The sequence below is a fragment of the Streptomyces coeruleofuscus genome, assembly GCF_039532725.1.
GTDB lineage: Bacteria > Actinomycetota > Actinomycetes > Streptomycetales > Streptomycetaceae > Streptomyces > Streptomyces coeruleofuscus.
Genome location: NZ_BAAASE010000012.1, coordinates 205,362 through 230,730, shown reverse-complemented (window position 1 = coordinate 230,730; position 25,369 = coordinate 205,362). Strand labels below are relative to the sequence as shown.

The following is a 25,369-nucleotide window of genomic DNA, read 5'->3' as shown; positions in this document are numbered from 1 at the left end:
GCGTCGGGCGGCCGAGGTCCGGCGGACGGCACGGCCGCTCCCGGCGCCCCGGCGTGGTCCGAGGGCGGGGCCTCCACCGGCGGCTGGTGGCCGGGCGGGGCCTCACGGGGCGGCGACGCGCCCGTGGGAGCCATGGCGTGCGGTGCCCTGACGGGGCACGCGGCGGTGCAGCCCGGAGGCTCGCCGGGGTTCGCCGGACCGACCGGGAGCGTGCCCGGGCACAGTGGTCCCGTGGTGAGCGAGCCCGGTTCCCAGCAGGTCTCCGGTGTTCCGGGCGGCGACCTGCGGGGCCCCGGCGCACCGGGCCGTGACGAGCGGCCCGGTCCTACCGGTGACCGTTCCCTGCCCGTCGCCGGCGTCCGCGCCGGAGGCGTGAACATCCCCTACGGCGGAGCCGAGTACTCGGGTGACGCCTGGGCGTGGGTGCGTTCCGGGGACCGGCTGACGCTGATGCTGGCGGACGGTCTGGGGCACGGCCCCGAGGCGGCCCGGGCCTCGTCCGCGGCGGTGGCGGCGCTGCACCGCTGGGCTCACCTCTCCCCCGCCGAATCGCTGCAACGGCTCCACGACGCGCTCAAGGGCACCCGGGGCGCGGCCGTCGCCCTGGCCCAGCTCGACGTGCGGGCCGGGCGGCTGCGGTTCGCCGGCATAGGAAACGTGGGGGCGCGGCTGCGCACGGACGGCACCTGGCGTCCACTGCTGTCGCGGCCCGGCATCGTCGGCGTGCACCGGCCCACCACCCTCCGCGATGAGGAGGCCGACTGGGCGCCGGACCGGCTGCTTGTCCTGCACACCGACGGCCTGCCCAGCCGCTGGACGCCGCCGTCCGACGCCGGTCTCCCCGCGGCCGACCCGGCCGTGACGGCCGCCTTGGCGATACGTGACGCGAGCAGTCCCGCCCGTCCGGTGCGGGACGACACCGCCGTGGCCGTGCTGACTCCGACCCCGCCGGAACACCCATGATGCGTACTTGGCAGATCACCACCGTCACCGATGCGGCGCGCGCCCGCATCGCCCTCGCGCGCCTGGCCGCCGCGTACGGTGTGCCCACCGTCGAACGGACGAGGCTGGCCGCCGCTCTCAGCGCCCACCTGCGGCAGTGCCTCACCAAGGGCGGCACCTGGCTGCTCACCCTGGACATGGCCGGGGCCCCGGTCGAGGAGGGGCTGCTGCACGCCGTGGTGACGCCGTCACCGGACGCGTCCGCCGCCGGGGAGCCGCCGTGGGAGGTCACGGTCCCCTGCCCCGAGGTGGCCCGGGCCACGGAGGGCGGCGCCGTCGCGGACGATCCCGCCGCTCTCGCGGAGGCGCTGCTCGGCGCCGACGAGGACACGGCCGTGGTGCTGGACAAGCTCGGCGAGCAGGAGGATCTGGTCGCCTTCCACCGCGAGGAGCTGCACCAGACGAACCAGGGCGTCCTGGCGCTGCACGCCGAGCTGGACGCGGCGGGCCGGGCCCAGCGCGAGGCCTTCGCCGCCGAGCGCAGGGCACGCAACGAGGCGGAGAGCGCCCGGCGCAGGCTGACGTTCCTCGCGGACGCGAGCGCCGTGCTGACGGCCTCGCTCAACCACGAGGAGATCGTGCGCCGGCTGCCGGACCTGCTGGTGCCGGAGTACGCCCGCAGCGTCGACGTCTGGCTGTTCGACAACGAGGACGACAAGCACCGGTCGGCGCCGCACCCGGCCGCCGCCGTGGTCGCGGCCCGGACCGGGCGGCCGCAGTACGCGGCCGACCATCCCGGCGGCCTGCCCGGCGTCGACGACCAGCCGGCGTCCGCGCTGGATCCCACGCGGCCGCTGCTGTGCGTGCCGCTGCCGACGCGGCGGGCGCCGCTGGGGGTGCTGACCCTGTCGCCGCCCGGTGCGCGCTGGGACCCGGACGACGCGGTGATGCTGCTCGAGCTCACCCGGCGGGCCAGCATCGCGATCGACAACGCCCGGCGCTTCGAGCACAACCGCGACATCGCCGAGACGCTGCAACGCGCCCTGCTCACGGATCTGCCGGCCACGCCGGGACTCAGCCTGGCCGCGCGCTATCTGCCCGCGACCCACGGGCTGAACATCGGCGGTGACTGGTACGACGCGTTCCCCCAGCGGGACGGCGGTCTCATCACCGTCGTCGGCGACGTGACCGGGCACGGTCTGCACGCGGCCGTCATGATGAGCCAGCTGCGCACCGCGCTGCGGGCGTACGCGGTCGACGGCGACAGCCCGGGCCGGCTGCTGACCCGGCTGCACCGGTTCCTGCACCATCTCCAGCCGGACCTGTACGCCACCGCCGTCATCGCCCGGCTCCACCCGGACGAGCCCACGCTGACCTGGGCCGCCGCGGGCCATCCGCCGCCGGTGCTACGGCTGCCCGACGGAACCGTGCGCACCCTCGACGCCAAACCGGGCGCCATGCTGGGCATCCCCCTGACCCAGGAGATCGGCGACCACACGGTCCGTCTGTCGCCCGGCTCGACGCTCGCGCTGTACACGGACGGGCTGGTCGAACGGCGCGCGCAGGGCATAGACCCGGGCATCGAACGGCTGTCCTCGGCGCTCGGCGGGTTCCGTTCGGCGGAGCTGGACGCGGACCTGGAGGGGTCGGCGGACCGGATCCTGCATCCGCTGCTGAGTGATTCGGAGCGCGACGACGACGTGTGTCTGCTGCTGTGTCATCTCCAAGGGGACGCCGGGTCCTGACGGCGGCCCGGCCGACCGTGTGTGCACGCGTTCTTCACTCCCGCCTGGTGCTTTTCGGCCACGGGGCGGGCATGGTGGTGATCGACGCGTTCGTCTGCCTGCCGCGTCCGACTGGCGTGCCGGTCGAACACGCGGTGGGATCAATGGGGTGCGAACCAGCGATCCAGGGGCAGTCGATAGGCGTTCGAGGCAGACCGCCTGGAGCCGCAGAAAGGGATGAACACCGTGACACGACCCAGGATCCTGGTGGTTGGCGCAGGCTTCGCCGGCGTGGAGTGCGTCCGCCGTCTGGAACGGAAACTCTCCCCGGACGAGGCCGACGTCACGCTGGTGACGCCGTTCGCCTACCAGCTCTACCTGCCGCTGCTCCCCCAGGTCGCCTCCGGCGTGCTGACGCCGCAGTCGATCGCCGTCTCGCTGCGCCGCAGCAAGAAGTACCGCACGCGGATCATTCCGGGCGGGGCCATCGGCGTCGATCTGAAGTCCAAGGTCTGCGTCATCCGCACGATCACCGACCAGATCGTCAACGAGCCGTACGACTACATCGTGCTGGCCCCCGGCAGCATCACCCGCACCTTCGACATCCCGGGGCTGACGGAGCACGCGTTCGGGATGAAGACGCTCGCCGAGGCGGCCTACGTCCGTGACCACGTCATCTCGCAGCTGGACCTGGCCGACGCGAGCCAGGACCCGGCCGAACGGGCCTCACGCCTCCAGTTCGTGGTGGTCGGCGGCGGCTACGCGGGCACCGAGACCGCGGCGTGCCTCCAGCGGCTGACGCACGCGGCCGTGAAGCGCTACCCGCGGCTGGACCCGGGCCTGATCAAGTGGCATCTGATCGACATCGCGCCGAAGCTGATGCCGGAGCTCGGCGAGAAACTCGGCAGCAGCGCACAGGAGATCCTGCGCCGGCGGGGCATCGAGATCTCCCTGGGCGTCTCCATCGCGAAGGCGGGCCCCGAGGAGGTCACCTTCACCGACGGGCGGGTGATCCCGACCCGCACACTCATCTGGACGGCCGGGGTCGTCGCCAGCCCCCTCATCGCCACGCTCGGCGCGGAGACCGTCAAGGGGCGGCTCGTGGTCGCCCCCGAGATGAACCTGCCGGGCGACGACGGGGTGTTCGCGCTCGGCGACTCGGCCGCCGTGCCCGACCTGGCCAAGGGCGACGACAGCGCCATGTGCCCGCCCACCGCGCAGCACGCCCTGCGGCAGGGCAAGCACGTCGCGGACAACGTCATCGCGACGCTGCGGGGTCAGGCCCGGAAGCCGTACGTCCACAAGGACCTGGGGCTCGTCGTCGACCTCGGCGGCACCGACGCGGTCTCCAAGCCGCTGGGCATCGAACTGCGCGGCCTGCCCGCCCAGGCCGTCGCACGCGGCTACCACTGGTCGGCGCTGCGCACCAACGTCGCCAAGACCCGGGTGATGACCAACTGGCTCCTCAACGCGGTCGCCGGCGACGACTTCGTACGGACCGGGTTCCAGGCCCGCAAGGCCGCCAGGCTGAAGGACTTCGAGTACACCGACGCCTATCTGACGCCGGAGCAGGTGCGGGCTCACGTCGAGGGAACCGCCCGGCAGGAGTAGGGCCGGGCCGGAAGGGGTCTTCCGCTCGTGGCATGTCATGCTGAGGTGCGGATCTTGGTGTGAGTCGGGAGAGAGTGCGGCGGCGTGAGGGCAGCGGGACGGTCGGTGCGGGCACGGCTGCGGGACCGGATCGCGGCGTCCGACCCGGGGCTGCTGCGCCTGACGGCCGGGCTGCGGACGGTCGGCGCCATCGCCCTCACGCTGGCCGTGCTGACCCTGCTCGGGGCCGATGTGCACCTCCTGGTGGCGGGGGCCATGGCGGCGATGGTCGCCACCTTCGCCATCCGGGAGAAGCAGCTCGGCGCCCAGGCCGTGACACTGGCGCTGGGTCTTCCGGTGGCGCTGGTCTCCGTGACGCTGGGCGCGGTGCTCAACGCGCGTCTGTACGCCGGTGACGTCTTCTTCGTCGTCCTGATCTTCTGCGCGGTCTACGGCCGCCGGTTCGGCGACCGCGGCACGGCGCTCGGGCTGATCGGCTTCCAGGTCTACTTCCTGTCCCTGTTCGTCGGCGCCGAGGTGTCCGCGCTGCCCACACTGTGCGGTGCCATCGCCGTGGCGTTCTGCTCCAGCGCCCTGCTGCGCTTCGCGGTCGTGCCCGCGACCCCCACGGGCGTCCTGCTGCGGCTGCGTCTGGCCTTCCGCGCCCGGCTGGCCCAGCTGGTGTCCGCGCAGCTCGACCTGCTCGACGCCGCCCCGGACGAGATGGACAAGGCCCTGGAGGCGGTGCGCGACGGCACGGCGCGGCTCCACGAGACGGCGATGATGATCCAGGCGCAGCTGGAGGAGGGCACCCCGGACGAGTCGGCGGCCCGTCTCGTGCAGCGGCGTATCGCGGACGCCGAGATCGCCGCCGAGCGGCTCGGCCTGCTGCTGCTGACCTCCCGCAGCGCCGAACGGGCCGACACGCTCACCCTGCACCTGCCGGGCGCGCCGGCGCCGTCGGTGGGGCAGCCGGCCGTGCCGGACGAGACCACGGCCACGCTCCGCCGTGATCTCCAGGCGCTGCGCGCTCTCGTGCTGCGGGCCGGGAGCGGCGACTCGGGGACCGGGCTGGCGCACGTGCGCAACCGTCTCCTCGGCTACCGGGACGAGGAGAACCTGCCGCCCGCGCCCGCGGCCGTGCAGGACGTGTTCCGCGGCATCGGCGAGGCGGCCCGCTCGGTGCTGGGGCTGCGGATCGCGCTGGACGGGCCGCAGGACGAGTCGGACGACACTCCCGCGACGGCCCGCTCCCGCGAGGAACTGGACGCGGAGGACGCCGCGATCGACGGCGGCGAGGAGCCGGCGGAGGAGCAGGAGACGGGGCTGCGGCGGCCGACCACGCGCGCGGCCGTACAGGTCGCCGTCGGCTCGACGCTGGCGATCGTGGGCGGCGAGCTGCTGTCCACGCAGCGCTGGTACTGGGCGGTGCTGACCTGCTGGATCGTTTTCCTGAACACCGCCTCGACGGGCGAGATCCTCGTCAAGGGCTACCGCCGGCTGCTGGGCACGGTGTTCGGCGTGGTGGCGGGCATCGTCCTGGCGGGTCTGGTCGGGCAGCACACCTGGACGGCGTTCGGCCTGGTCCTGGTGCTGATCTTCGCGATGTTCTACGTGGCGCCGCTGTCGTACACGCTGATGTCGTTCTTCGTGACGGCGATGCTGGGGCTGCTGTACACGCTGCTGCACACCTACAGCCTCGACGTGCTCCTGCTGCGGGTGGAGGAGACGGCGCTCGGTGCGGCCTGCGGGGTGATCGCGGCGGCGCTGGTGCTGCCGGTGCGGACCGACCGCCGTACGAACGAGCTGCTCGGGACCGTCCTGGACCGGCTGGCCGAGGTCACCGAGGCCGCGGTCGGCCAGCTGAGCGGCGGGCCGGCGGACGAGCTGCTGGACAAGGCGCGCGACCTGGACCAGGCGCTGGCCGACCTGCGGGCCGCCACGCAGCCGCTGACCCATCCGGTCACGCCACTGCGGGCCCGGCGCCATACGGCCCGGTACGTGGTGGCGCTGCTGGAGACGTGTGCGTACCACGCGCGGACGCTGGCGGCCACCGCCGAGCTGCTGCCCACGCATCCCTCGATCGCGGCGGATCCACGGCTGCGCGGGGCCGCGGGGCGCACCGTGCGCAACATCGAGAACATCGCGGCCCGGGTCGCGGACGAGCACGCCGCCGCCCGGGTCGAGACCGGGCCGAGCATCGCCTCGCTGCTGGGGTCCGACGCCGGCACACCGCGCTACGGCCGGATCACCGACCGCGTGCTGCGGCATCTGGAGCGGCTGGACGAGGCCGTGGTGGGTCTCGCGCGTCCGCTGGGCGTGCCGATGGCGGAGCCCCGGGGCTGAGGAGCCCGGGGCCGCTCAGAAGTCGGTGGGCAGTCCGCTCACCTCGGCGATGCCCCGCAGCTCCTCGGTCTGCCGGTGCCGTTCCTTGATGTAGTCGGCGATCTCGCCGAGGCGGACCGGGTCGGACGCGGTGGACGCGTCCGTGACGATCCTGACCGGGCCGGTCTCGTCGACGTCGAGTTCTATCACTTCGTTGTCCAGGCGGCCGGTGACGGCGGTGGCGATGACGAGGGCCACCTCGTCACGGACCTCCTGGGGCAGTTCGTCGTTGGCCCCGGAGTCGAGTGCGAAGTCGAGGCTGGACAGGCGTTCCTCGTCGATCGCCTCGAGGACCGGTTCCACCACGCGCATCAGAAGGCGGTAGTCCTCCGTGTCCATCCGGATGCGCAGGAGGTCCAGGTACATGTCCACGGGCCGGCCGTCGCCATGCGGAATCTCGGAATCGCTCATTGGCTTCGTGTTCCCCGGATGACGCGGCTCAGACGCGGCGCCAGCGGGCCATGGCGAAGGAGAACACCCCGAACAGCACCAGCCCGGCGGCGACGCAGACCAGCAGCCAGGGGCCGAGCGGGGTGTCGGCGAAGCTGCGCAGGGTGTCGTCCAGGCCCTTGGCCCGGTCGGGTTCGTAGTCGACCGCGGCTCGGACGGCGAAGACGCCGGCCACCGCGAACACCAGTCCGCGGGCGGCGCCGCCGGCCACGCCCGTGACGTCCACCAGCCGCCGTGTCCGGGGGCTCATCTGCCCGAGCCGGAGCTTGTCGTGGTACTTGCGGAGCACCGCCCGCACGCCGATCCACCCGCCGACCGCGACGATCGCGAGGCCGGCCGCGCCGACCAGCCACTGGCCCGCGGGCATCTCCAACGCCCTGGCGGTGGCGTCCTGGGACTGCCGGTCGCTGGATCCGCTGCCGCTCTGGCCGCGGTTCGCCGCGAACGACAGCACGGAGTAGGCGACGAAGACGTAGAACGCGAAGCGGGCCGTCGCCAGCAGCCGCTTGCGGGCGCTGCGGCCGTCCTGTCCGACGGACCCGAACAGCATCTCGGAGAGCCGCCACAGGGCCATGCCGACGAGGCCGATGCCCAGGGCCCACAGCAGCACCGCGCCGAACGGCTTCTGTGACAGTTCGGCCAGCGCTCCCCCGCGGTCGGCCTGCTCGCCCTTGTCGCCGAAGGCGATCTGCAGGGCGAGGGCCCCGACGAGCAGATAGATCACACCCCGGGCGGCCAGGCCCGCCCGTGCCGCCCCCTCGACAACCGAACCCCGCGCCGCTCGCCGGGCCCGGATCCGACCGCCTTGTGCCATCGCACTCGTGTTCATGTCGACCTCCCGGCACTCCGGATGCCCCGGCCGGGCCACCCCACACCGGGCACGGCCGCCGGACCAGGGGATTCCGGTCACAGCGGGGGCCTGCAGCGTGCGATTCAGGACCGCCGGAACCTCGACCCGCGGCCGGCGCGGCCGAGGGCGTGCAGGTGCTCCAGGGCGTCCAGGACCACCGTGTGGTCGTGCCAGGCGAGCCACCGGCCCGCCTGGCCGCCCACGGTGTCGAGGGCCTTGGCCTGGGCCGTCGTCAGTCCTTGGACGGGCCGGTCCAGGTGGGCCGAGACCATGCCGACGCACAGTCCGGACGCGGTGGTCAGGGGGACGCTGTGACAGGCTCTGCTGCCCGCGGCGAGGATGGCCCGGCGGGCCGGTTCGCTGAACAGCGGGTCGCTCTCCACGTCCCGCACGGTGACCGGGGCGACGTCCCGGGCGGCCCGCGCGCAGGCGGTTCCGTCCTCGCCGACGTGGGCGAAGAAGTCGACGAACTCGGGGGTGTGTCCGGTGTGCTCCTCGATGCGCAGGCCGCCGCGGGCCCGGTCGGTGAGCTGGACGTTGCCCATGTCGGCGCCGGTCACCGCCAGGGTGTGGCTCAGCACGGCCTTCAGGACGGCACCGCGGCTGCCGGACCCGGACCGGTGGGCCGAGGTGAAGGTCAGACCGGGTTCCGGCCGGCGGACGCGGCGCGGGAACCACAGCTGCTCCCCTCCGTCGGGGCGCGGTGCGGTCACCAGGAATCCCGCCAGGGTCCGCAGCTTGACGTTGTACCGCTGGGACGCCCGTTGCATCAGCCCGAAGGCGCTCTCCCCGTCGGGAAGCCCGTACCGCTCCTGGAGCAGGCCCTGGGCCTGGGAAATGAGCGGGTACACGCGGGCCCTGGCACGAAGGTCGCGCACCTCGGAGCGCAGGCGCTCCAGTTCGCTGTCGTCGTCGGCGGCTGCCGGTCCCGCTGCGGACATGGAACTCCCCGGTCTCGGTGGCGTGACATGAGGGGGCCCGGCCGCGGTTGCCGCCGTCGGCCGGGCCCCTGCGTTGCCACGCCTCCCCCTCACGTCACGCGCACACTCGCATCACGCGGGCTCGGGGGTCGCCATGCGCCGCCTCTCGGTGACGGCCGGCGGGGTGGTCTCGCGGGCCGGTGGGGGTGCGGTCCCGAGCCACTGGTGAGCGACCTCCAGGGCACGCTCGACGTCCCGGGTACCGGTGGACACGCACAACGTGTACGTCAGGTCGCGCAACCGTGTGCTCAGATCGGCCTGTTCGCTCGCCGCCACGGCGGCCGACAGCGCCTCGTACTCGTCGACGAGGCGGCGCAGCACGGCGGGGTGGGGCCTCAGCATCAATTCCTTGCTCCTCTGGGTCGGGTGGTCAGGCCGTCGTGGAGGTGCCGCCGGTGCCGCGGGTGCCCGTCCGCTGCCCCAGGACCTCGTCGCGCACGCGGGCGCAGCTACGGCTGATGAGGCGGGAGACGTGCATCTGGGAGATGCCCAGGTGGTCGGCGATGCGGCTTTGTGTCATGTCCTCGAAGAAGCGCATGTAGAGGATGGCCCGTTCGCGTTCCGGCAGGCGGCGCAGGCCCTCCTTGGCGGACTCGCGGTCGACCACGACGTCGTAGGACGAGTCGGCCGCGCCGAGGGTGTCCGCGAGGCTGTAGCCGTCGTCGTCGGCCGAGAGCTCGGCGTCCAGCGACAGGGTGCTGAAGCTCTCCAGGGCCTCGAGCCCGGCGTTGACCTCTTCCTCGGTCAGGCCCGTGTGGGTGGCGATGTCCGCCACGGAGGGCTCGGGGCTGCCCGGGTTCTGGGTGAGTTCACGGCGTGCCACCCGCACCTTGTTGCGCAGTTCCTGCACGCGGCGGGGGACCCGCAGGGCCCACATGCGGTCCCGGAAGTGCCGCTTGACCTCGCCGGTGATGGTGGGGACGGCGTAGCTCTCGAAGGCTCCCCGGCTCGGGTCGAACCGGTCGATGGCCTTTACCAGCCCCAGGGCGGCGACCTGCCGGAGATCCTCGATCGACTCTCCGCGGTCGCGGAAGCGGCCGGCGATGCGGTGGGCCATGGGAAGCCACAGCGTGACGAGCTCGTCTCGGACGGCTTCCCGGTCGGGCCCTTCCTCCATCTCCGCCAGCCGGGCGAAGAGGGCCGCGGTGTCCGGAGCGTCGTCGTGCCGCCGCCGGGTGGCGGTGGCCGTCGTTTCGGGCGTGCCGGGACGGTTGGTGGGCGTATCGATGAGCATGCGGATTCGCTCCTGAACAACGATGGTCTCAGGGACTTACCGCGGGACGGCCGCTGCCCGGATCGCCTGGAGGGCCTCCGGGGCAGTCATGCATACCGCTCCCGCTGGCGCGCCTCCGGTCCGAAGCACGAGATTGCGTCTGCCCTGCCCCCGGTAGAACAAACTCCACTTTGCTGTGCAATCTGGAGGGAACCGGTCCACGGGCCTTCAGGAGAGGGGCACGACGGCGGTGATGCACTTGCCGCCGGCGGGCAGGTCGGACACGCGGACGTCGCGGGAGAGCCGGCAGACGATGGGCCAGCCGTGACCGCCGTGCCGAAGCCGTCCGTGCGGATCGGTGGGCGGCGCTGTCACCGGCAGTTCGTCGCTGCGGTCGCTCACCGAGAGCCGTACGCCGGGGCCGTCTATGTCGACGCGGAAGTCGGTGACTCCGCCGCCGTGCAGGATCGCGTTGGTCGTCAGCTCCGAAGCGACGAGCAGCGCGTCGGACAGGGCGTTCGCGTCACACGCGGTGTGGGTGGTGCGGCAGCGCTCGGCCACGGCGCGCTCCACGGCCCGGCGCGCCTCGGCGGGTTTGCACGGCCGGGCCCGGTTCACACCGGGCGGTTCGAATACCGATTCGATCATGTGCTCCTCGCACATCCTCAAGCTCCCTGCTCGGTCAGGCATGAGCCGGGTCCGGCCGCGTACCGGGGCCGCCCGCCCGGGCATGCCGTGGGCTCACGGACCCGCTGTCGGTGTTCCCCCCGCGGCGTTCGGGGCGCGTTTCGCGCGAGCGCCGCAGGTCTCCTAGTTCGGCTGACCTCTCCCCGCACCTGCAAACCTCGGTCCGCCCCACTGCCGGAAAAAGAGCCCGAAAAGACCCCTGGGAGCCCCGGGACGGCCGTGAATCGATGCCGATGGCCGTGAACCGATGCCATCACCACGCGTCCTCGGGGTACGCGGTGCCCATGACCGATGTGGTGGATTCGGACGAACTGCTGCGGCGCATCCAGCGCGCGAGGGCCTGCGCGGTGCACGAGGAGCGGACTTGGCGGAGCAGGAGCGAGGAGCTGGGCGCGACCGACCCGCAGGGAGCCCGGGACGCGACCGTGCGGCAGATGTCCTACGAGGCGGTGCTCAGGGTGCTGGACGAGATCGTGACTCCGGGCAAACACGCTGAGGAGGGCTGACCAGGAGGGCCGTTGCCCGGTGACGGGCACGGGCGGATTGCGAGGTCACGTGCCGGGAACCCGGTGCGCATGACAATCGACCACACCAGAGCACCGGTCCTGGAAGCCCTGGACGCGTACCGCCGCAAGGGGCACCTGTCGTTCACGCCGCCCGGACACAAGCAGGCCCGCGGCGCCGACCCGGCGGTCCGGGAGGTCCTGGGCGACGCGGTCTTCCACGGCGACGTGCTGGCCTCGGGCGGTCTGGACGACCGGCTCACCCGGGGACGGGTGCTGCAACGCGCCCAGGAGCTGATGGCCGACGCGGTGCACGCCGAGCACACGTTCTTCAGCACGTGCGGCAGCTCCCTGTCGGTCAAGGCCGCGATGCTGTCGGTCGCCGGGCCGCACGAGAAGCTGCTGATCGGGCGTGACGCCCACAAGTCGGTGGTGGCGGGGCTGATCATCTCCGGTATCGAGCCCGTCTGGATCGAGCCGCGCTGGGACGCCGAACGGCACCTGGCCCATCCCCCGTCCGCCGAGGACTTCGACCGGGGCTTCGAGGCCCACCCGGACGCGCGGGGTGCGCTGGTCACCAGCCCCACGCCGTACGGCGGCTGCGCGGATCTGCGGGCGGTCGCCGAGGTGTGCCACCGCCGCTCGCGGCCGCTGATCGTGGACGAGGCCTGGGGGGCACATCTGCCGTTCCACCCCGATCTGCCGTCCTGGGCGATGGACGCGGGCGCGGACATCTGCGTGACCAGCATCCACAAGATGGGCAGCGGCCTGGAGCAGGGCTCCGTCTTCCATCTCCAGGGTGATCTGGTCCCGCCGGCGCTGCTGGGGATGCGCGCGGACCTGCTGGGCACCACGAGCCCGTCGGCGCTGATCTTCGCGGGTCTGGACGGCTGGCGGCGTCAGATGGCGCTGCACGGCGAGGAGCTGATGGGCGGCGCGCTGGCTCTGGCGACCGAGGTCCGGTCCGCCATCGAGGAGATCGACGGGCTGCACGTCAACGACCGCGACGACTTCTGCGGCCCGGGCCTGTCCGACGACCTCGACCCGCTGCCCGGCGTTATCGACCTCGACGGACTCGGGATCACGGGCTTCCAGGCGGCGGACTGGCTGCGCGAGCACCGGCAGATCGACGCGCATCTGGTGGACCACCGCCGCATCGGCGCGCAGATCACCCACGGCGACGACCGGGAGACGACCGGGCAGCTGCTGGAGGCACTGCGGGACCTGGCGCGGGCCGCGCGGGACCTGCCGCGGGCGCCGCTGGTGGAGGTGCCGTCACCCGATGAGCTGCGGATGGAACAGGCGGTGCTGCCCCGTGACGCGTTCTTCGGCCCGGCCGAGGACGTGCCGGTGGAGCGGGCGGCAGGGCGGGTCGCGGCGGAGATGATCACGCCGTATCCCCCCGGCATCCCGGCCGTCCTGCCCGGCGAGCGCCTCACCGAGCCGGTGCTGGCGTACCTGCGGACCGGACTGGCCGCGGGCATGCACTTGCCCGACCCCACGAACCCGGAGCTGGAGACGGTCCGGGTCCTCGCCGGGGACGCGGACTGAAGTGAAACGGGTCACGCAACCCGGTCCAGGGTGCGCGCACGCCCCCTGGATGGTTTACGGTTCACTCATACGTGGTGCCGGAGTCGACCCACCGTCCTCCGCACCACCGCTTACGGCCCTGGCTGGTCTCCCCCGTCCAGCCAGGGCTTTTTCATGCCCCGGGAAAGTTGCGCACGCCGAGGTGCCCTGGGCCCCGCCAGCGGCTGAAATGGGCGTAGGGAAAGCACCGAAGTCGACCGCCCGGCGAGGAGCTCCGCATGACCAAAGCGATCAAACTCCTGACCGCCCTGCCTCCGCCCCAGCGGCAGCGTCTGATGACGCTCGCCCGGGAGGTGTCCTTCCCCGAGGACGCCCGGATCTTCGAGGCGGGCGGCACGGCCGACCGCTTCTGGGTCATCCGCTCCGGCGCGGTCTCCCTGGACCAGCAGGTGAACTCGCTCCAGCGGGTGACCGTGGCCAGCCTCGGCGCGGGCGACCTGCTCGGCTGGTCCTGGCTGTTCCCGCCGTACACCTGGGACTTCGGCGCGGTGGCGTTCAGCCCCGTGCGGGCCTACGAGTTCGACGCGAGGGCCGTGCTGGCGCGGTGCGAGGAGGACACGGAGCTCGGGCTGATGCTGGTGCGGAACGTCGCCGAGGTGCTCGCGCACCGGCTGGAGATGACCCGGGGCAAGCTGATGGAGCAGTACACGCTGCACCGCCGGGGCGCCCTGTGAGACGTCAGACGCGGTAGCGCCGCAGCGCCGGGACGGCGGCGGCCAGGAGCAGCATCACGGCGACGACCAGCAGCCCGCCGCCCGCGACGGCGGCGCGGGGGCCGAAGGCGGAGCCCCGCGGTGCCGTGCAGCACGTCGGCGAGCTTGCGCCGGTCCACGCACCAGCCGGCGAGCGGGCGGCGGCCGGTCTCAGCTTCCGGCGATCAGCACGGCACCGAGCACGATCATGGTGGCGGCGACCAGGCCGTCAAGGACCCGCCAGGCGGACGGCCTGGCGAGGAAGCGCCCGAGCATCCGGGCGCCAAAACCGAGGGCGGTGAACCAGCACAGGCTGGCCAGCACGGCGCCGAGGCCGAAGGTCCAGCGCAGCGGGCCGTGGTCGGCGGCGACGGAGCCGAGCAGGAACACGGTGTCGAGGTAGACGTGCGGGTTGAGCCAGGTCATCGCCAGGCAGGTGAGCACCGCCCGGCGCATCGATCCGGCCGCCTCCCCCTCCGTCCGCAGCGCGCCACCGTCCGGCCGGAACACCCGGCGGGCGGCCAGGGCGCCGTAGCCCAGCAGGAACGCTCCGCCGATCCAGCCGACCGCCTTCAGCGCGCCCGGCCAGGTCACCACCACCGCACCGACCCCACCGACGCCGAGGGCGATGAGCGCGGCGTCGGACAGGGCGCAGATGGCGACGACGGCGAGGACGGCCTGGCGGCGGATGCCCTGGCGCAGGACGAAGGCGTTCTGGGCACCGATGGCGACGATGAGGGACAGTCCGGTGCCGAAACCGGCGGCGCCGGCGGTGAAAGTGCTGGTCATGGCGTCGACGCTACGGACCGGCCCGATCCGGGTCCAGCTAAAGATTCTTACGTATCATTAGCAGGCGTGATGATGCCCGATCTCCCGCTGGACCAGGTGCGGACCCTGCTCGCGGTCGTCGACGAGGGGACGTTCGACGCGGCGGCGGCCGCGCTGCATGTGACGCCGTCGGCGATCAGTCAGCGCGTGAAGGCGCTGGAGCAGCGCACGGGGCGGGTGCTGCTGCTGCGGACCAAGCCGGTGCGGCCGACCGAGTCGGGCGAGGTGCTGGTGCGGCTGGCCCGGCAGGTGGCGCGGCTGGAGCGCGACGCGTACGCGGAGCTCGGGCTGAGCGGCACCGGGGAGCCGACCCGGGTCTCGGTGGCGGTGAACGCGGACTCGCTGGCCACCTGGTTCCTCCGGGTGCTCACGCGGGTGCCGGAGGAACTGCGGCTCTACTTCGAGCTGCGCCGCGAGGACGAGGATCACACGGCGGCGCTGCTCCGGGAGGGGGTGGTGATGGCGGCGGTGACCTCGTCGCCGGATCCCGTGCCGGGGTGTTCCGTCCGGTCGCTGGGGCGGATGCGCTACATCCCCGTGGCCGCCCCGGACTTCGCCGCGCGTCACCTCGACGGGCCGCTGGAACGGGTGCTCCCCGGCCTGCCCGTGGTGGCCTTCGACCGGCGGGACGACTTCCAGGACGGCTTCGTGCGCCGGCTCACCCGGGGGCGGAGCAGCGCGAGCGCGCTGCGGAACTACGTGCCGACCTCGGAGGGTTTCGTCGAGGCCGTGGCCGCCGGGCTGGGCTGGGGCCTGGTGCCCGAGGCCCAGGCGGACCCGCTGCTGCGCACCGGTCGGCTGGTCGAATTCGCCCCGGGCCGGACGGTGGACGTGCCGCTGTACTGGCAGCAGTGGAAGCTCGACTCGCCCGCGCTGGCACAGGTGGCCGAGACGGTGACGGCGACCGCCGGGGAGGCACTGCGGGTGTGACGCCCAGGGTGTGACGCCCCCTAGTCCCGGACGTCCTCCAGCTGGGCCACCGCGCTGTCCAGCAGCATGTCCAGGGCGGTCGGATAGGCGCTGGTGAGCATCCGCGTGGCGAGCAGGGGCGCCGCCTCCGCGATGCGGGGGTGGGTGGTGGCGGGCAGGCGGGCGTAGGTCGAGCGCCACATCTCCTCGTCGGCCCGCAGCGCGGCGCTGGGCAGGGCCAGGGAGGCGGCGTCGAGTGCGGCGAAGGCCAGTGTGGTGTCGACGAAGGCGTGGTAGACGCGCACGGCGTCCGGCACCGGGAAGCCCGCCGTGTGCAGGATGTCCAGGACGGCCTCGTCGGCCGCGAGTTCGTGGGCCCGGCCCGAGACGCGGCTGGCGGTGAGCACGGCGGCCTGCGGATGCTCCATGTACGCGGCGTGGATGCGCAGCCCGACGGCCCGCAGGTCCGCCCGCCACTCCCCCGTCGACGCCCAGCCGCGGAGCGCCTGCCCGATCAGCGCGTCGCCGATGGCGAGCGTCAGGTCGTCCATGCCCCGGAAGTACCGGTAGAGCGTGCTCGGGTCGGCGTCCAGGGCCAGACCGAGCCTGCGGGCGGTCAGCCCCGCGCTGCCGTGCTCGCGCAGCATGCGCAGCGCCGTGTCGACGATCAGCTGTTCGGACAGCACGGTGCCGCTCTTGGTGGGCCTGCGCCGGCGGCGTTTCTCCTCGGGCACCACGGGCTTCGGCACGACGGGCTCCCTCCACGACGGCTCCTTACGCCAACGCCATTGACCTTAAGTCACGGGGCGGCGTTGTATCTCCCCGAGGGCGCGCCACGTTCTTCGCAAAAAGGGAGTTTCTGTCATGCGTGTACTGCTCGTGGGTGCCGGAGGTGTGGGCGGCGCGATCGCCCGGATCGCGGCCCGGCGGCCGTTCTTCGAGGCGATGGTGGTGGCCGACTACGACCGGGGCCGGGCCGAGGCGGCGGTCGCGGCGCTCGGCGGTGACGCGCGGTTCACCGCCGGACAGGTGGACGCGGGCGACGAGGCGGCGGTGGCCGGGCTGCTGGCGCAGCACCGCTGCGACGTTCTGCTCAACGCCACCGATCCCCGGTTCGTGATGCCGCTGTTCCGCGCGGCCCGCGCCGCGGGCGCCACGTATGTCGACATGGCGATGTCGCTGTCCCGGCCGCACGCCGAGCGGCCGTACGAGGAGTGCGGGGTCAAGCTCGGCGACGAGCAGTTCGCGCAGGCGGCCGACTGGGAGAAGGAGGGCGTGCTGGCCCTCGTCGGCATGGGCGTGGAGCCGGGCCTGTCGGACGTCTTCGCACGGTACGCCGCCGACGAACTCTTCGACGAGATCGAGGAGATCGGCATCCGCGACGGCGCGAACCTGACGGTCGACGGCTACGGCTTCGCGCCCTCGTTCAGCATCTGGACCACCATCGAGGAGTGTCTCAACCCTCCGGTCGTCTACGAGGCCGGCCGGGGCTGGTTCACCACCGAACCCTTCAGCGAGCCCGAGGTCTTCGACTTCCCCGAGGGCATCGGCGCGGTCGAGTGCGTGAACGTCGAGCACGAGGAGGTGCTGCTCGTCCCGCGCTGGGTCGACGCGCGCCGCGTCACCTTCAAGTACGGCCTGGGCGGCGAGTTCGTCGAGACGCTGAAGACGCTGCACCTGCTGGGCCTGGACCGTACCGACCCGGTGACCGTGCCGGGCCCGGACGGCCCGGTGGCGGTCTCGCCCCGGGACGTGGTCGCCGCGTGCCTGCCCGACCCGGCGACGCTCGGCGAGCGCATGCACGGGAAGACGTGCGCGGGCACGTGGGTGCGGGGCGTGCGGGACGGGAAACCGCGCGAGGTGTACCTCTACCACGTGGTAGACAACCAGTGGTCCATGGCGGAGTACGGCTCTCAGGCCGTGGTGTGGCAGACCGCCGTCAACCCCGTCGTCGCACTCGAACTCCTCGCCACGGGCGCCTGGTCCGGCGCGGGCGTGCTCGGCCCGGAGGCCTTCCCGGCCCGCCCGTTCCTGGACCTGCTGACCGCCTACGGCTCGCCCTGGGGCATGCGCGAGCAGTGAGCGTGTCCGGGGCGGTGCTGTTTCACCACGCGTCGACAGGTGACCCGAAAAGGAGCAATCATCCGAACGGGCACGTTTCTACTGCGATCGCAGGTGACTTCGATGGACAACTGGCGAGACCACGCTGCCTGCCGGCACGAGGACCCCGAGCTCTTCTTCCCGATCGGCACCTCCGGCCCGGCCCTGCTGCAGACGGAGCAGGCCAAGGGCGTGTGCCGACGCTGCCCCGTCCAGGAGCAGTGCTTGCAGTGGGCGCTGGACACGGGGCAGTCCATCGGTGTGTGGGGCGGAACCAGCGAGACGGAACGGCGCGCGCTGAAGCGGCGGGCGGCGGCCCGGCGGCGCTCCGGCTGACGCCCCACCCCCTGGGGGCGCCGCTCGGCCGGCGCCCCCACACCCCCCCACTACTCCCCTGGGGATCTCAGCTGCGGCGCAGCGGCCCCCAGGGGTTCTCCTGCCGGGACACCTCCGCCTTCGCCTCGTCGATCACCTGCTGGTCGATCCAGCACATCGGCCGGGCGTCGGTGACCAGCGGTTCGTTGTCGGGTCCGCGGGAGGTCTCCCGGCCCGCGAGCACCCAGGCCCGCACACCGGGCCCCTTCTCGTGCGGCAGATGGGCGTAGTCGTGCAGGCGGCGCGCCACCCACACCTGGACGGGCCGGTCCTCCCACCAGTCCTCGACGTCGAGCGGATTGGCGGACAGACCCGGCATGGGCACGCCCGTCAGATCGTCGGTGCTGGACACGTCGCGGAGATCGGTCGCGGGGCCGCGCGACCAGCGGACGTACAGGCCCTGATGCTCTTCGACCAGCTCGGTGAGCTCGGCGAGTGTGCGCACGACCGGCAGGTCGTCCGATCCACTCATGTCGTGTCCTCCTCCCTCGACGCCGTCAGGCGGACGGAGTACCCGCTCGGCGCGAGCGGAATCGGTCCTTCGGCGCGGACGGGTGCCGGCGCCCGGCCGGGGTTACGCTCGCGGCACATCCGTCCGTCGCAGCAGCCAGGAGGGGCCGAGCATGAGCGTCCGCGTACGCCGCGTCTACGATCCGCCCGAGCCGGAGGACGGGGTGCGGGTCCTGGTCGACCGGCTGTGGCCGCGGGGGCTGGCGAAGGACGCGGCGCGGGTGGACGAGTGGCCGAAGGCGATCACCCCGTCGACGGAGTTGCGCCGCTGGTACCACTCCGGCGAGGGCTCGTACGAGGAGTTCGCCGGGCGGTACGAGGCGGAACTCTCCGCCGACGAGGCGGCCGAGCTCCTCGACCACGTCCGCGACCTGGCCCGCACGGGCGATGTGACACTGCTGACCGCGTCGAAGACGCCGGAACGGAGCCACGCCACGGTGCTGGCCCGCCTCGTGCGGAGCTGAGGAGGCGGGCCGTCCGGGCATGGTCAGGCCGTCTGCTTCGCCGCCGCCCGCCCCGCCGCCCGCCCCGAGAAGAGGCAGCCGCCGAGGAAGGTGCCCTCCAGCGCGTTGTAGCCGTGGACACCGCCGCCGCCGAATCCGGCGACCTCGCCGGCCGCGTACAGCCCCTCCACCGGCTTGCCGTCGGTCCCGAGGGCGCGGGAGTCGAGGTCCGTCTGGATGCCGCCGAGCGTCTTGCGGGTGAGGATGTGCAGCTTGACGCCGATCAGGGGGCCGGCCGCCGGGTCGAGGATGCGGTGCGGGGTGGCGACCCGGCCGAGGCGGTCGCCGATGTAGCGGCGGGCGTTGCGGATGCCCTGCACCTGGGCGTCCTTGGCGTAGGGGTTGGCGATCTGGAGGTCGCGGGCCTCGATCTGGCGCTTGATCCCGGCCGCGTCCAAGAGCGGCTTGTCGGTGAGCTCGTTCATCTTCTCGACGAGCTGTTCGACACTGGGCGCGGTCACGAAGTCGGCGCCCTTGCGCAGGAACGCGTCGACCGGCCCGGGCGCGCCCTTTCCGAGGACGCGTTCCTTCAGGAACCCGGCGCGGTCCTTGGCGGTGATGTCGGGGTTCTGCTCGGAGCCCGACAGGGCGAACTCCTTCTCGATGATCTTCTGCGTGAGGATGAACCAGGAGTGGTCGTACCCGGCGATGTCCTCGGTGGTGCGCAGGTGCTTCAGGGTGCCGAGGGTGTCGTAGCCGGGCAGGCAGGGCCCGGGCAGGCGGCGGCCGAGGGCGTCGAACCACATCGAGGACGGTCCGGGCAGGATGCGGATGCCGTGGCCGGGCCAGATCGGGTCCCAGTTCTGCAGGCCCTCGGTGTAGTGCCACATGCGGTCGCGGTTGACCAGCCGTACGCCCGCCTCGGCGCTGATGTCGAGCATCCGTCCGTCGACGTGGGCCGGTACGCCGGTGACCATCTCCCGCGGCGGGGTTCCGAGGCGCTCGGGCCAGTAGCGGCGGATGATGTCGTGGTTGGCGCCGATGCCGCCGCTGGTGACGACGACGGCCTGGGCGGTGAGTTCGAACTCGCCGATGGCGTCGCGGTTGGAGGCGACGCCCCGGGGTGAGGGGTCCTCGGCCAGGACCGTGCCGCGCACGCCCCGGGCGCTGCCGTCCTGCATGACCAGTTCGTCGACGCGGTGGCGGTGGTGGAAGGTGAGCAGTCCGTCGCGCGCGGCCTGCTTGGCGTAGCGGACGAAGGGCTCCACCACACCGGTGCCGGTGCCCCAGGCGATGTGGAAGCGGGGCACCGTGTTGCCGTGCCCGTGTGCCGTGAGGTCGCCGCGCTCGGCCCAGCCGACGGTGGGCAGGAACGTGATGCCGTGCCCGTTCAGCCAGGACCGCTTCTCCCCCGCGGCGAACTCGACGTAGGCGCGCGCCCAGCGCACGGCCCAGGTGTCCTCGTCGTCCAGCCGGTCGAAGCCCGCGCTGCCCCGCCAGTCGCTCCAGGCGAGGTCGAAGGAGTCCTTGATGCCCAGCCGCCGCTGCTCCGGCGAGTCGACGAGGAACAGCCCGCCGAAGGACCAGAAGGCCTGTCCCCCGAGGTTGGCGGCGTTCTCCTGGTCGACGAGGGCGACCCTCCTGCCCCTGCTGGTCAGTTCGTGTGCCGCGACCAGGCCTGCGAGGCCCGCTCCGACGACGATGACGTCGGCGTCCATGGCAACGTTCCCTTCTTCAGTTCTGGCTGTGGTCGGGGGTGCCGCTGCCGTCGGTCAGCAGGGCCGTGAGCAGTTGCTTCAGCCAGGCGCGGGCGTGTTCGACGTCCCGGTCCAGCAGCAGTTGCGTGGTGACGCCGTCGTAGGCCGCGACCACGGCGTGGGCGGCGCCGTCGGTGTCGCCCAGGACGGCGGGCAGTGCGGTGTGCCCACGGGCGCGGGCGAGCCGGTCGGCGATCGCCTGCCGCAGCCGCGCCCGGTGCTCCAGCAGGCTCCGGGCCACCTCCGGGTCACGGGCGGCGTGCACCAGGAAGTCCGTCTTCACCAGGAGCCAGTCCCGGTCGAGGAGCAGCACGTCGGTGACGCGGTCCACGGCGGCCGGCACGTCGAGGCCGGGCCCGTCGAGGGCGAGGGCCCCGGACACCTGTTCCGCGATGAGGTCGGCCCGCTCCTGGTAGAGGGCGAAGAACAGCTCGTCGAGGCTGGAGAAGTTGGAGTAGAAGGCGCCCCTGCTGTAGCCGGCGGCCTCGCAGACCTCCTCGATCGAGACGTGCCCGAAGCCCTTGGCCGCGAACACGGAGAACGCCGCGTCCAGGAGGTTGGCCCGGGTACGGACACGGCGCCTGGTCACACGCCCGGTCGTTCCCTCCACGGCCATGCCCGGCCTCCTTTCGATACGTGACTGTATTCGATACACCGATGTATCGAAAGCCTGGAATTCTCCATGGAACAAGCATTCGATTACGAGGTACGCTGGCGGCATGCACCTCCAGGGCTCCCTCTTCGACCAGACGGACGAGCTGCGGCTCGCGCCTCTCGACGGGATCAGCCGTACCGACCTCGGTTTCGGCGCCTGGCTCGACGTCCTGCCCGGGTGGCTCGGCGGTTCCGACGCACTGTTCGAACAGCTCGCCGCCGAGGTGCCCTGGCGGGCGGAGCGGCGCACGATGTACGACCACGTCGTCGACGTCCCCCGGCTGCTCGCGTTCTACGGCGCCGAGGACCCGCTGCCGCACCCGGTCCTGACCGAGGCGCGCGACGCGCTGAGCGCCCACTACGGCGAGGAACTGGGTGAGCCGTTCACCACGGCCGGCCTGTGCTACTACCGCGACGGCCGGGACAGCGTGGCCTGGCACGGCGACCGGATCGGGCGGGGCGCACGCGAGGACACGATGGTCGCCATCCTGTCGGTGGGGGCGCCCCGGGATCTGCTGCTGCGCCCGATGCGGGGCGGCCGCGACACCGTGCGCCGGCCACTGGGCCACGGCGACCTGATCGTGATGGGCGGCTCCTGCCAGCGCACCTGGGAGCACTCCGTACCCAAGAGCACCCGCGCGACGGAGCCGCGCATCAGCATCCAGTTCCGCCCGCACGGCGTGCACTGAGCCCGAAGGACCATGCCCCGCCGGTCCGTTGAGGCGGACCTGGCCATTCCGCCTGCCGTGGCGTCTGCTTTCCTTCTCTCGTCGGGCTGGGACCACACCAACGCGGGGCGATCATGCGGGCAGACGTACACCAAGTCGCGGACGGCACCTACCTGGTGCACGGCTCCGACACCAACTGGGTGATCATCGCGGAGGGGGACGCCGTCACGCTCGTCGACACCGGCTACCCCGGCGACCGGGAGCGGCTCCTCGCCTCGCTCGCGGAGGTGGGAAGCTCCCCGGAGGCGGTCGCGGCGGTGCTGATCACCCACGCGCACAACGACCACCTGGGTTCCGCCGAGTACCTGCGCGCGACGTACGGCACGCCCGTGTACCTGCACGCGGCCGAAGCACCGCACGCGCGCCGGGAGTTCCTGCACCAGGTGTCCCTCGGGACGGTACTGAAGAACGGCTGGCGGCCGGGTGTGCTGCCCTGGGCCGTGCACGCGCTGCGCTCCGGCGGCACGACGCACAACCCGGTCACGGCCCCCGAGCCCTTCCCGGCGGCGGGCCCCCTGGACCTGCCCGGGCGGCCCGTGCCGGTGCACACGCCGGGCCACACCGACGGGCACTGCGCCTACCACCTGCCGGGCACCGGCGTGCTCGTCTCCGGCGACGCCCTGGTCAGCGGGCACCCCACCTCGCCGGTCGAGGGGCCGCAGCTGCTGCCGGACATGTTCCACCACGAACGTCCGCGTGCCGTGGCGTCCCTGGACGTCCTCGCGGAACTGGAGGGCGAGCTGCTGCTGCCCGGGCACGGTCCGGTCCACCGCGGCTCGTTGAAGGACGCCGCACACCGGGCCCGGGAGCGCGCCCTCTAATCTGAGGTGACGATCAGCGGCGAGACAAGGACACCCGGCTCATGGCACTTCAGATCAGCGCGACCAACCCGGAGCATCCCGCGCTTCTGCTGGAGCTGCCGTGGGACCTGCCCCTGGAGGAGTGGCCGGAGGAGTACCTCGTGCCGCTGCCCCGCGGCATCTCCCGGCACGTGGTGCGCTACTCCCGGGCCGGTGACGAGGTGATCGCCGTCAAGGAGCTGGCCGAGCGGCCCGCGCAGCGCGAGTACGGGCTGCTGCGCGACCTGGACCGGATCGGCATCCCGGCGGTGGACCCGCTGGCCGTGGTCACCGGCCGTACCGGCGCCGACGGCGCCCCGCTGGAGAGCGTGCTGATCACCCGGCACCTGGGCGGCTCGATGCCGTACCGCTCGATGTTCGAGACGACCATGCGCCCGGCCACCATGCACCGGCTGATGGACGCGCTCGCCGTGCTGCTGGTTCGGCTGCACCTGGCCGGGTTCGCCTGGGGCGACTGCTCGCTGTCCAACACCCTCTTCCGGCGCGACGCGGGCGCCTACGCCGCGTATCTGGTGGACGCCGAGACCGGTGACCTGCATCCGCAGCTCAGCTCCGGGCAGCGCGAGTACGACCTGGACCTCGCCCGCGTGAACATCAGCGGGGAACTGCTGGACCTGGAGGCGTCCGGGGCGCTGCACCCGTCCGTGGACCCGATCGAGTTCGGCATGGAGATCTGCGCCCGCTACCGCGGCCTGTGGGACGAACTGACCCGCACCTCCGTCTACCCGGCCGGCAAGCACCACTACATAGAACGCCGGATCCGCCGTCTGAACGACCTCGGTTTCGACGTCGCCGAGATGCAGATCGAGCACGCCTCGAACGGCGACACGGTCACCTTCGTGCCCAAGGTCGTCGACGCGGGCCACCACCAGCGCCAGCTGCTGCGCCTGACCGGGCTCGACGCCGAGGAGAACCAGGCCCGGCGGTTGCTCAACGACCTGGAGAGCTGGATGGCGACCCAGGACGACTACGCCCCGGGCGACCCCCTCGGCGCCCGCCCGGAGGTGCTGGCCCACCGCTGGGTGCGGGAGGTGTTCCGGCCGACCGTGCGGGCGGTGCCGCCCGAACTGCGCGGTTCCATGGACCCGGCGGAGATCTACCACCAGCTCCTCGAACACCGCTGGTACATGTCCGAGCGGGCCCAGCACGACATCGGCATCGAAACGGCGGTCGAGGACTACATCGCGAACATCCTCCCCAAAGCCCGCAAGACGCTTCAGCCGACGGCGGACTGAGCCACAGCCCCCGTCAGGCGTGCGGTACCACGGCCACCGGGCAGTCCGCGTGGTGCAGCACCCCGTGCGCCACCGAGCCGATCCGGGCGCCGACGGCCGTACGGTGGGCCCGCCGTCCGACGACCATCAGCTGGGCCGTACCGGCCACCGACAGCAGCACCTGCCCGGCGCTGCCCATTTCGACGTGCTCCTCCACCGGCACCTCGGGGAAGCGCTCCCGCCACGGCAGGACCGCGGCCGACAGGGCCTTCTTCTCGTACGGCTCCAGTCCCCCGGCCTCGTCGAGGAGCTTCAGCGAGCCGGGGCTGTAGGCGAACACCGGCGGCAGGGTCCAGGCCCGTACGACCCGCACGGTCGCCCCGCGCGCGGCAGCCGTCTCGAACGCGAACCGCAGCGCGTCGGCGCTGTCCTCCGGGTCGCCCTGCTGGCCCACGACGATCTCCCGCCCGGCGGCCTCGACAGCGGGCTGGTCCCCGGCCCGGACGAGCACGACGGGCCGGGTGGCCTCCGCGATGACCTGCTGGCCGACCGAGCCGAGCAGGAAACCGACGATCGGCCCGTGGCCGCGCGAGCCGAGCACCAGCAGCTCGGCGCCGGCAACCGCGGCGACCAGGGTGTCGACGACCGCGCCCTCCACGACGTCGGTGGTCACCTCCAGGTCCGGATGGCGTTCGGTGATGGTCCCGACCGCCTCGGTCACAGCGCTGTGCACCCACTCCGCCTGGCTGTCCGCGTCCCCGGCGATCCCCGCTTCGAGCGCCTCCTGCGGCTGGAACCGCCAGGCGTGCACCACGCGCAGCGGCCGGTCGCGCCGCACCGCCTCGCGGGCCGCCCAGGCGAGGGCCGCGAGGCTCTCCTGCGTTCCGTCGACCCCTGCGGTGATCGGGCGTGTCATCCGGCTGCCTCCTTGTGTGAATGCCACTGCATGGAAAAGTCGCTGCGACGATGATCAGCTTTCACTATTCTTCCCGCATGTCTCTGGAGTGGGAGCAGGTAATCGTGGACTCGGCCGATCCCGTCGCCCTGGGCCGCTGGTGGGCCGAGGCGCTGGGCTGGACCGTGGTGAACGACGAACCCGACGACTTCGAGATCCGGCCCGCCCCGGACCGGCTGCCGGGGCTGCTCTTCACGACCGTGCCGGAGAGCAAGACCGTCAAGAACCGTCTCCACCTCGATTTCCGGCCCGACGACCAGGAGGCCGAGGTGGCCCGGCTGCTGGCACTCGGCGCGCGGCACGCCGACGTGGGGCAGGGCGAGCAGCCGTGGGTGACGGTCGCCGACCCGGAGGGCAACGAGTTCTGCGTGCTGGGGGCCCGCCGGAGCTGATCTCCGTACCGGAGCGCACCACGGCGATCGAACATACG

At 72.7% G+C, this 25,369-nt stretch carries 26 protein-coding genes and 2 pseudogenes; 15 read left to right on the top strand and 13 right to left on the bottom strand.

Features of this window, described 5'->3' with window-relative positions:
- Window positions 1-288: 288 nt before the first annotated feature.
- The 4 genes and pseudogenes from ABFX81_RS42300 to ABFX81_RS35950 all read left to right on the top strand — a co-directional run.
- Window positions 289-963: pseudogene (locus tag ABFX81_RS42300) on the top strand (SpoIIE family protein phosphatase); the annotation flags it as partial.
- Window positions 960-2,687 (top strand): SpoIIE family protein phosphatase, encoded by a 1,728-nt coding sequence (locus tag ABFX81_RS35960; protein WP_086849175.1) that lies wholly within the window; start codon window positions 960-962, stop codon window positions 2,685-2,687. The pseudogene ABFX81_RS42300 and the gene ABFX81_RS35960, both read left to right, overlap by 4 nt.
- Before the next feature lie 216 nt (window positions 2,688-2,903).
- Complete coding sequence (locus ABFX81_RS35955; RefSeq protein ID WP_086849178.1) at window positions 2,904-4,277, top strand: NAD(P)/FAD-dependent oxidoreductase; 1,374 nt, start codon at window positions 2,904-2,906, stop codon at window positions 4,275-4,277.
- An 84-nt stretch (window positions 4,278-4,361) separates the two neighbouring features.
- Entirely contained in the window at window positions 4,362-6,602 is a 2,241-nt protein-coding gene (locus ABFX81_RS35950; RefSeq protein WP_086849179.1) for an FUSC family protein, read from the top strand.
- Window positions 6,603-6,617: 15 nt separating this feature from the next.
- Here ABFX81_RS35950 and ABFX81_RS35945 read toward each other — a convergent pair whose 3' ends face one another.
- From ABFX81_RS35945 to ABFX81_RS35920, 6 genes are all read right to left on the bottom strand, one after another.
- Window positions 6,618-7,052: a hypothetical protein gene (locus tag ABFX81_RS35945; RefSeq protein WP_086602370.1), complete on the bottom strand. Its 435-nt coding sequence runs from the start codon at window positions 7,050-7,052 to the stop codon at window positions 6,618-6,620.
- Between the two features lie 28 nt (window positions 7,053-7,080).
- Window positions 7,081-7,920, bottom strand: a complete 840-nt coding sequence (locus ABFX81_RS35940; protein WP_086849181.1) for a DUF1206 domain-containing protein — start codon at window positions 7,918-7,920, stop codon at window positions 7,081-7,083.
- 104 nt (window positions 7,921-8,024) lie between these two features.
- Window positions 8,025-8,882: an ANTAR domain-containing protein gene (locus tag ABFX81_RS35935; RefSeq protein WP_086849183.1), complete on the bottom strand. Its 858-nt coding sequence runs from the start codon at window positions 8,880-8,882 to the stop codon at window positions 8,025-8,027.
- 111 nt (window positions 8,883-8,993) lie between these two features.
- The gene (locus ABFX81_RS35930) at window positions 8,994-9,263 is read right to left on the bottom strand and encodes a DUF5133 domain-containing protein (protein WP_086849185.1); all 270 of its coding nucleotides are present in this window, start codon (window positions 9,261-9,263) and stop codon (window positions 8,994-8,996) included.
- A gap of 28 nt (window positions 9,264-9,291) precedes the next feature.
- Window positions 9,292-10,155: a SigB/SigF/SigG family RNA polymerase sigma factor gene (locus ABFX81_RS35925; protein WP_086849187.1), complete on the bottom strand. Its 864-nt coding sequence runs from the start codon at window positions 10,153-10,155 to the stop codon at window positions 9,292-9,294.
- 207 nt (window positions 10,156-10,362) lie between these two features.
- On the bottom strand, window positions 10,363-10,797 hold the full coding sequence (locus tag ABFX81_RS35920) for an ATP-binding protein (RefSeq protein WP_059416945.1): 435 nt from the start codon (window positions 10,795-10,797) through the stop codon (window positions 10,363-10,365).
- Window positions 10,798-11,105: 308 nt separating this feature from the next.
- Between ABFX81_RS35920 and ABFX81_RS35915 the strand changes: the two genes are divergently transcribed.
- The 3 genes from ABFX81_RS35915 to ABFX81_RS35905 all read left to right on the top strand — a co-directional run bounded on the left by ABFX81_RS35915 (window position 11,106) and on the right by ABFX81_RS35905 (window position 13,588).
- Window positions 11,106-11,327, top strand: coding sequence for a hypothetical protein (locus ABFX81_RS35915; protein WP_086849205.1), 222 nt, complete (start codon window positions 11,106-11,108; stop codon window positions 11,325-11,327).
- A gap of 69 nt (window positions 11,328-11,396) precedes the next feature.
- On the top strand, window positions 11,397-12,875 hold the full coding sequence (locus tag ABFX81_RS35910; RefSeq protein ID WP_086849189.1) for an Orn/Lys/Arg family decarboxylase: 1,479 nt from the start codon (window positions 11,397-11,399) through the stop codon (window positions 12,873-12,875).
- A gap of 257 nt (window positions 12,876-13,132) precedes the next feature.
- On the top strand, window positions 13,133-13,588 hold the full coding sequence (locus ABFX81_RS35905; RefSeq protein WP_086849192.1) for a cyclic nucleotide-binding domain-containing protein: 456 nt from the start codon (window positions 13,133-13,135) through the stop codon (window positions 13,586-13,588).
- A gap of 4 nt (window positions 13,589-13,592) precedes the next feature.
- Here ABFX81_RS35905 and ABFX81_RS42295 read toward each other — a convergent pair.
- Both ABFX81_RS42295 and ABFX81_RS35900 read right to left on the bottom strand, forming a co-directional pair.
- Window positions 13,593-13,734: pseudogene (locus tag ABFX81_RS42295) on the bottom strand (MFS transporter); the annotation flags it as partial.
- A gap of 43 nt (window positions 13,735-13,777) precedes the next feature.
- A complete protein-coding gene (locus ABFX81_RS35900; RefSeq protein WP_086849194.1) occupies window positions 13,778-14,395 on the bottom strand; it encodes a LysE family transporter in 618 nt (205 codons plus the stop codon).
- A gap of 69 nt (window positions 14,396-14,464) precedes the next feature.
- On the opposite strand from ABFX81_RS35900, the gene ABFX81_RS35895 reads away from it, so the two are divergent.
- A complete protein-coding gene (locus ABFX81_RS35895) occupies window positions 14,465-15,364 on the top strand; it encodes an ArgP/LysG family DNA-binding transcriptional regulator (protein ID WP_086849196.1) in 900 nt (299 codons plus the stop codon).
- A gap of 20 nt (window positions 15,365-15,384) precedes the next feature.
- Here the strand turns inward: ABFX81_RS35895 and ABFX81_RS35890 are convergent, their stop codons facing one another.
- The gene (locus ABFX81_RS35890; protein WP_086849198.1) at window positions 15,385-16,092 is read right to left on the bottom strand and encodes a TetR family transcriptional regulator; all 708 of its coding nucleotides are present in this window, start codon (window positions 16,090-16,092) and stop codon (window positions 15,385-15,387) included.
- Window positions 16,093-16,207: 115 nt separating this feature from the next.
- Here ABFX81_RS35890 and ABFX81_RS35885 point away from each other — a divergent pair, with 115 nt between their 5' ends.
- A complete protein-coding gene (locus ABFX81_RS35885; protein ID WP_086849200.1) occupies window positions 16,208-17,425 on the top strand; it encodes a saccharopine dehydrogenase C-terminal domain-containing protein in 1,218 nt (405 codons plus the stop codon).
- 102 nt (window positions 17,426-17,527) lie between these two features.
- Window positions 17,528-17,779, top strand: a complete 252-nt coding sequence (locus tag ABFX81_RS35880; RefSeq protein WP_346139237.1) for a WhiB family transcriptional regulator — start codon at window positions 17,528-17,530, stop codon at window positions 17,777-17,779.
- Window positions 17,780-17,846: 67 nt separating this feature from the next.
- On the opposite strand, the gene ABFX81_RS35875 is transcribed toward ABFX81_RS35880, so the two are convergent.
- The gene (locus ABFX81_RS35875; protein WP_086855689.1) at window positions 17,847-18,290 is read right to left on the bottom strand and encodes a DUF6098 family protein; all 444 of its coding nucleotides are present in this window, start codon (window positions 18,288-18,290) and stop codon (window positions 17,847-17,849) included.
- 151 nt (window positions 18,291-18,441) lie between these two features.
- Between ABFX81_RS35875 and ABFX81_RS35870 the strand changes: the two genes are divergently transcribed.
- On the top strand, window positions 18,442-18,792 hold the full coding sequence (locus tag ABFX81_RS35870) for a DUF488 family protein, N3 subclade (RefSeq protein ID WP_086855690.1): 351 nt from the start codon (window positions 18,442-18,444) through the stop codon (window positions 18,790-18,792).
- Window positions 18,793-18,815: 23 nt separating this feature from the next.
- Here ABFX81_RS35870 and ABFX81_RS35865 read toward each other — a convergent pair whose 3' ends face one another.
- Both ABFX81_RS35865 and ABFX81_RS35860 read right to left on the bottom strand, forming a co-directional pair.
- Window positions 18,816-20,489 carry an FAD-binding dehydrogenase gene (locus ABFX81_RS35865; RefSeq protein ID WP_346139236.1) on the bottom strand — a complete coding sequence of 558 codons (1,674 nt, stop codon included), beginning with the start codon at window positions 20,487-20,489 and terminating at the stop codon, window positions 18,816-18,818.
- Window positions 20,490-20,505: 16 nt separating this feature from the next.
- Entirely contained in the window at window positions 20,506-21,144 is a 639-nt protein-coding gene (locus ABFX81_RS35860; protein WP_086849895.1) for a TetR family transcriptional regulator, read from the bottom strand.
- Window positions 21,145-21,247: 103 nt separating this feature from the next.
- Between ABFX81_RS35860 and ABFX81_RS35855 the strand changes: the two genes are divergently transcribed.
- The 3 genes from ABFX81_RS35855 (at window position 21,248) to ABFX81_RS35845 (ending at window position 24,005) form a co-directional block, all read left to right on the top strand.
- The gene (locus tag ABFX81_RS35855; RefSeq protein ID WP_086849892.1) at window positions 21,248-21,871 is read left to right on the top strand and encodes an alpha-ketoglutarate-dependent dioxygenase AlkB; all 624 of its coding nucleotides are present in this window, start codon (window positions 21,248-21,250) and stop codon (window positions 21,869-21,871) included.
- A gap of 113 nt (window positions 21,872-21,984) precedes the next feature.
- On the top strand, window positions 21,985-22,731 hold the full coding sequence (locus ABFX81_RS35850; protein WP_086849891.1) for an MBL fold metallo-hydrolase: 747 nt from the start codon (window positions 21,985-21,987) through the stop codon (window positions 22,729-22,731).
- A 41-nt stretch (window positions 22,732-22,772) separates the two neighbouring features.
- Window positions 22,773-24,005 (top strand): DUF4032 domain-containing protein, encoded by a 1,233-nt coding sequence (locus ABFX81_RS35845; protein ID WP_086849889.1) that lies wholly within the window; start codon window positions 22,773-22,775, stop codon window positions 24,003-24,005.
- Window positions 24,006-24,018: 13 nt separating this feature from the next.
- Here ABFX81_RS35845 and ABFX81_RS35840 read toward each other — a convergent pair whose 3' ends face one another.
- Window positions 24,019-24,900, bottom strand: a complete 882-nt coding sequence (locus tag ABFX81_RS35840) for a universal stress protein (RefSeq protein ID WP_086849887.1) — start codon at window positions 24,898-24,900, stop codon at window positions 24,019-24,021.
- 77 nt (window positions 24,901-24,977) lie between these two features.
- On the opposite strand from ABFX81_RS35840, the gene ABFX81_RS35835 reads away from it, so the two are divergent.
- Window positions 24,978-25,331, top strand: a complete 354-nt coding sequence (locus tag ABFX81_RS35835; protein WP_086849885.1) for a VOC family protein — start codon at window positions 24,978-24,980, stop codon at window positions 25,329-25,331.
- The last annotated feature ends 38 nt before the right edge of the window (window positions 25,332-25,369 follow it).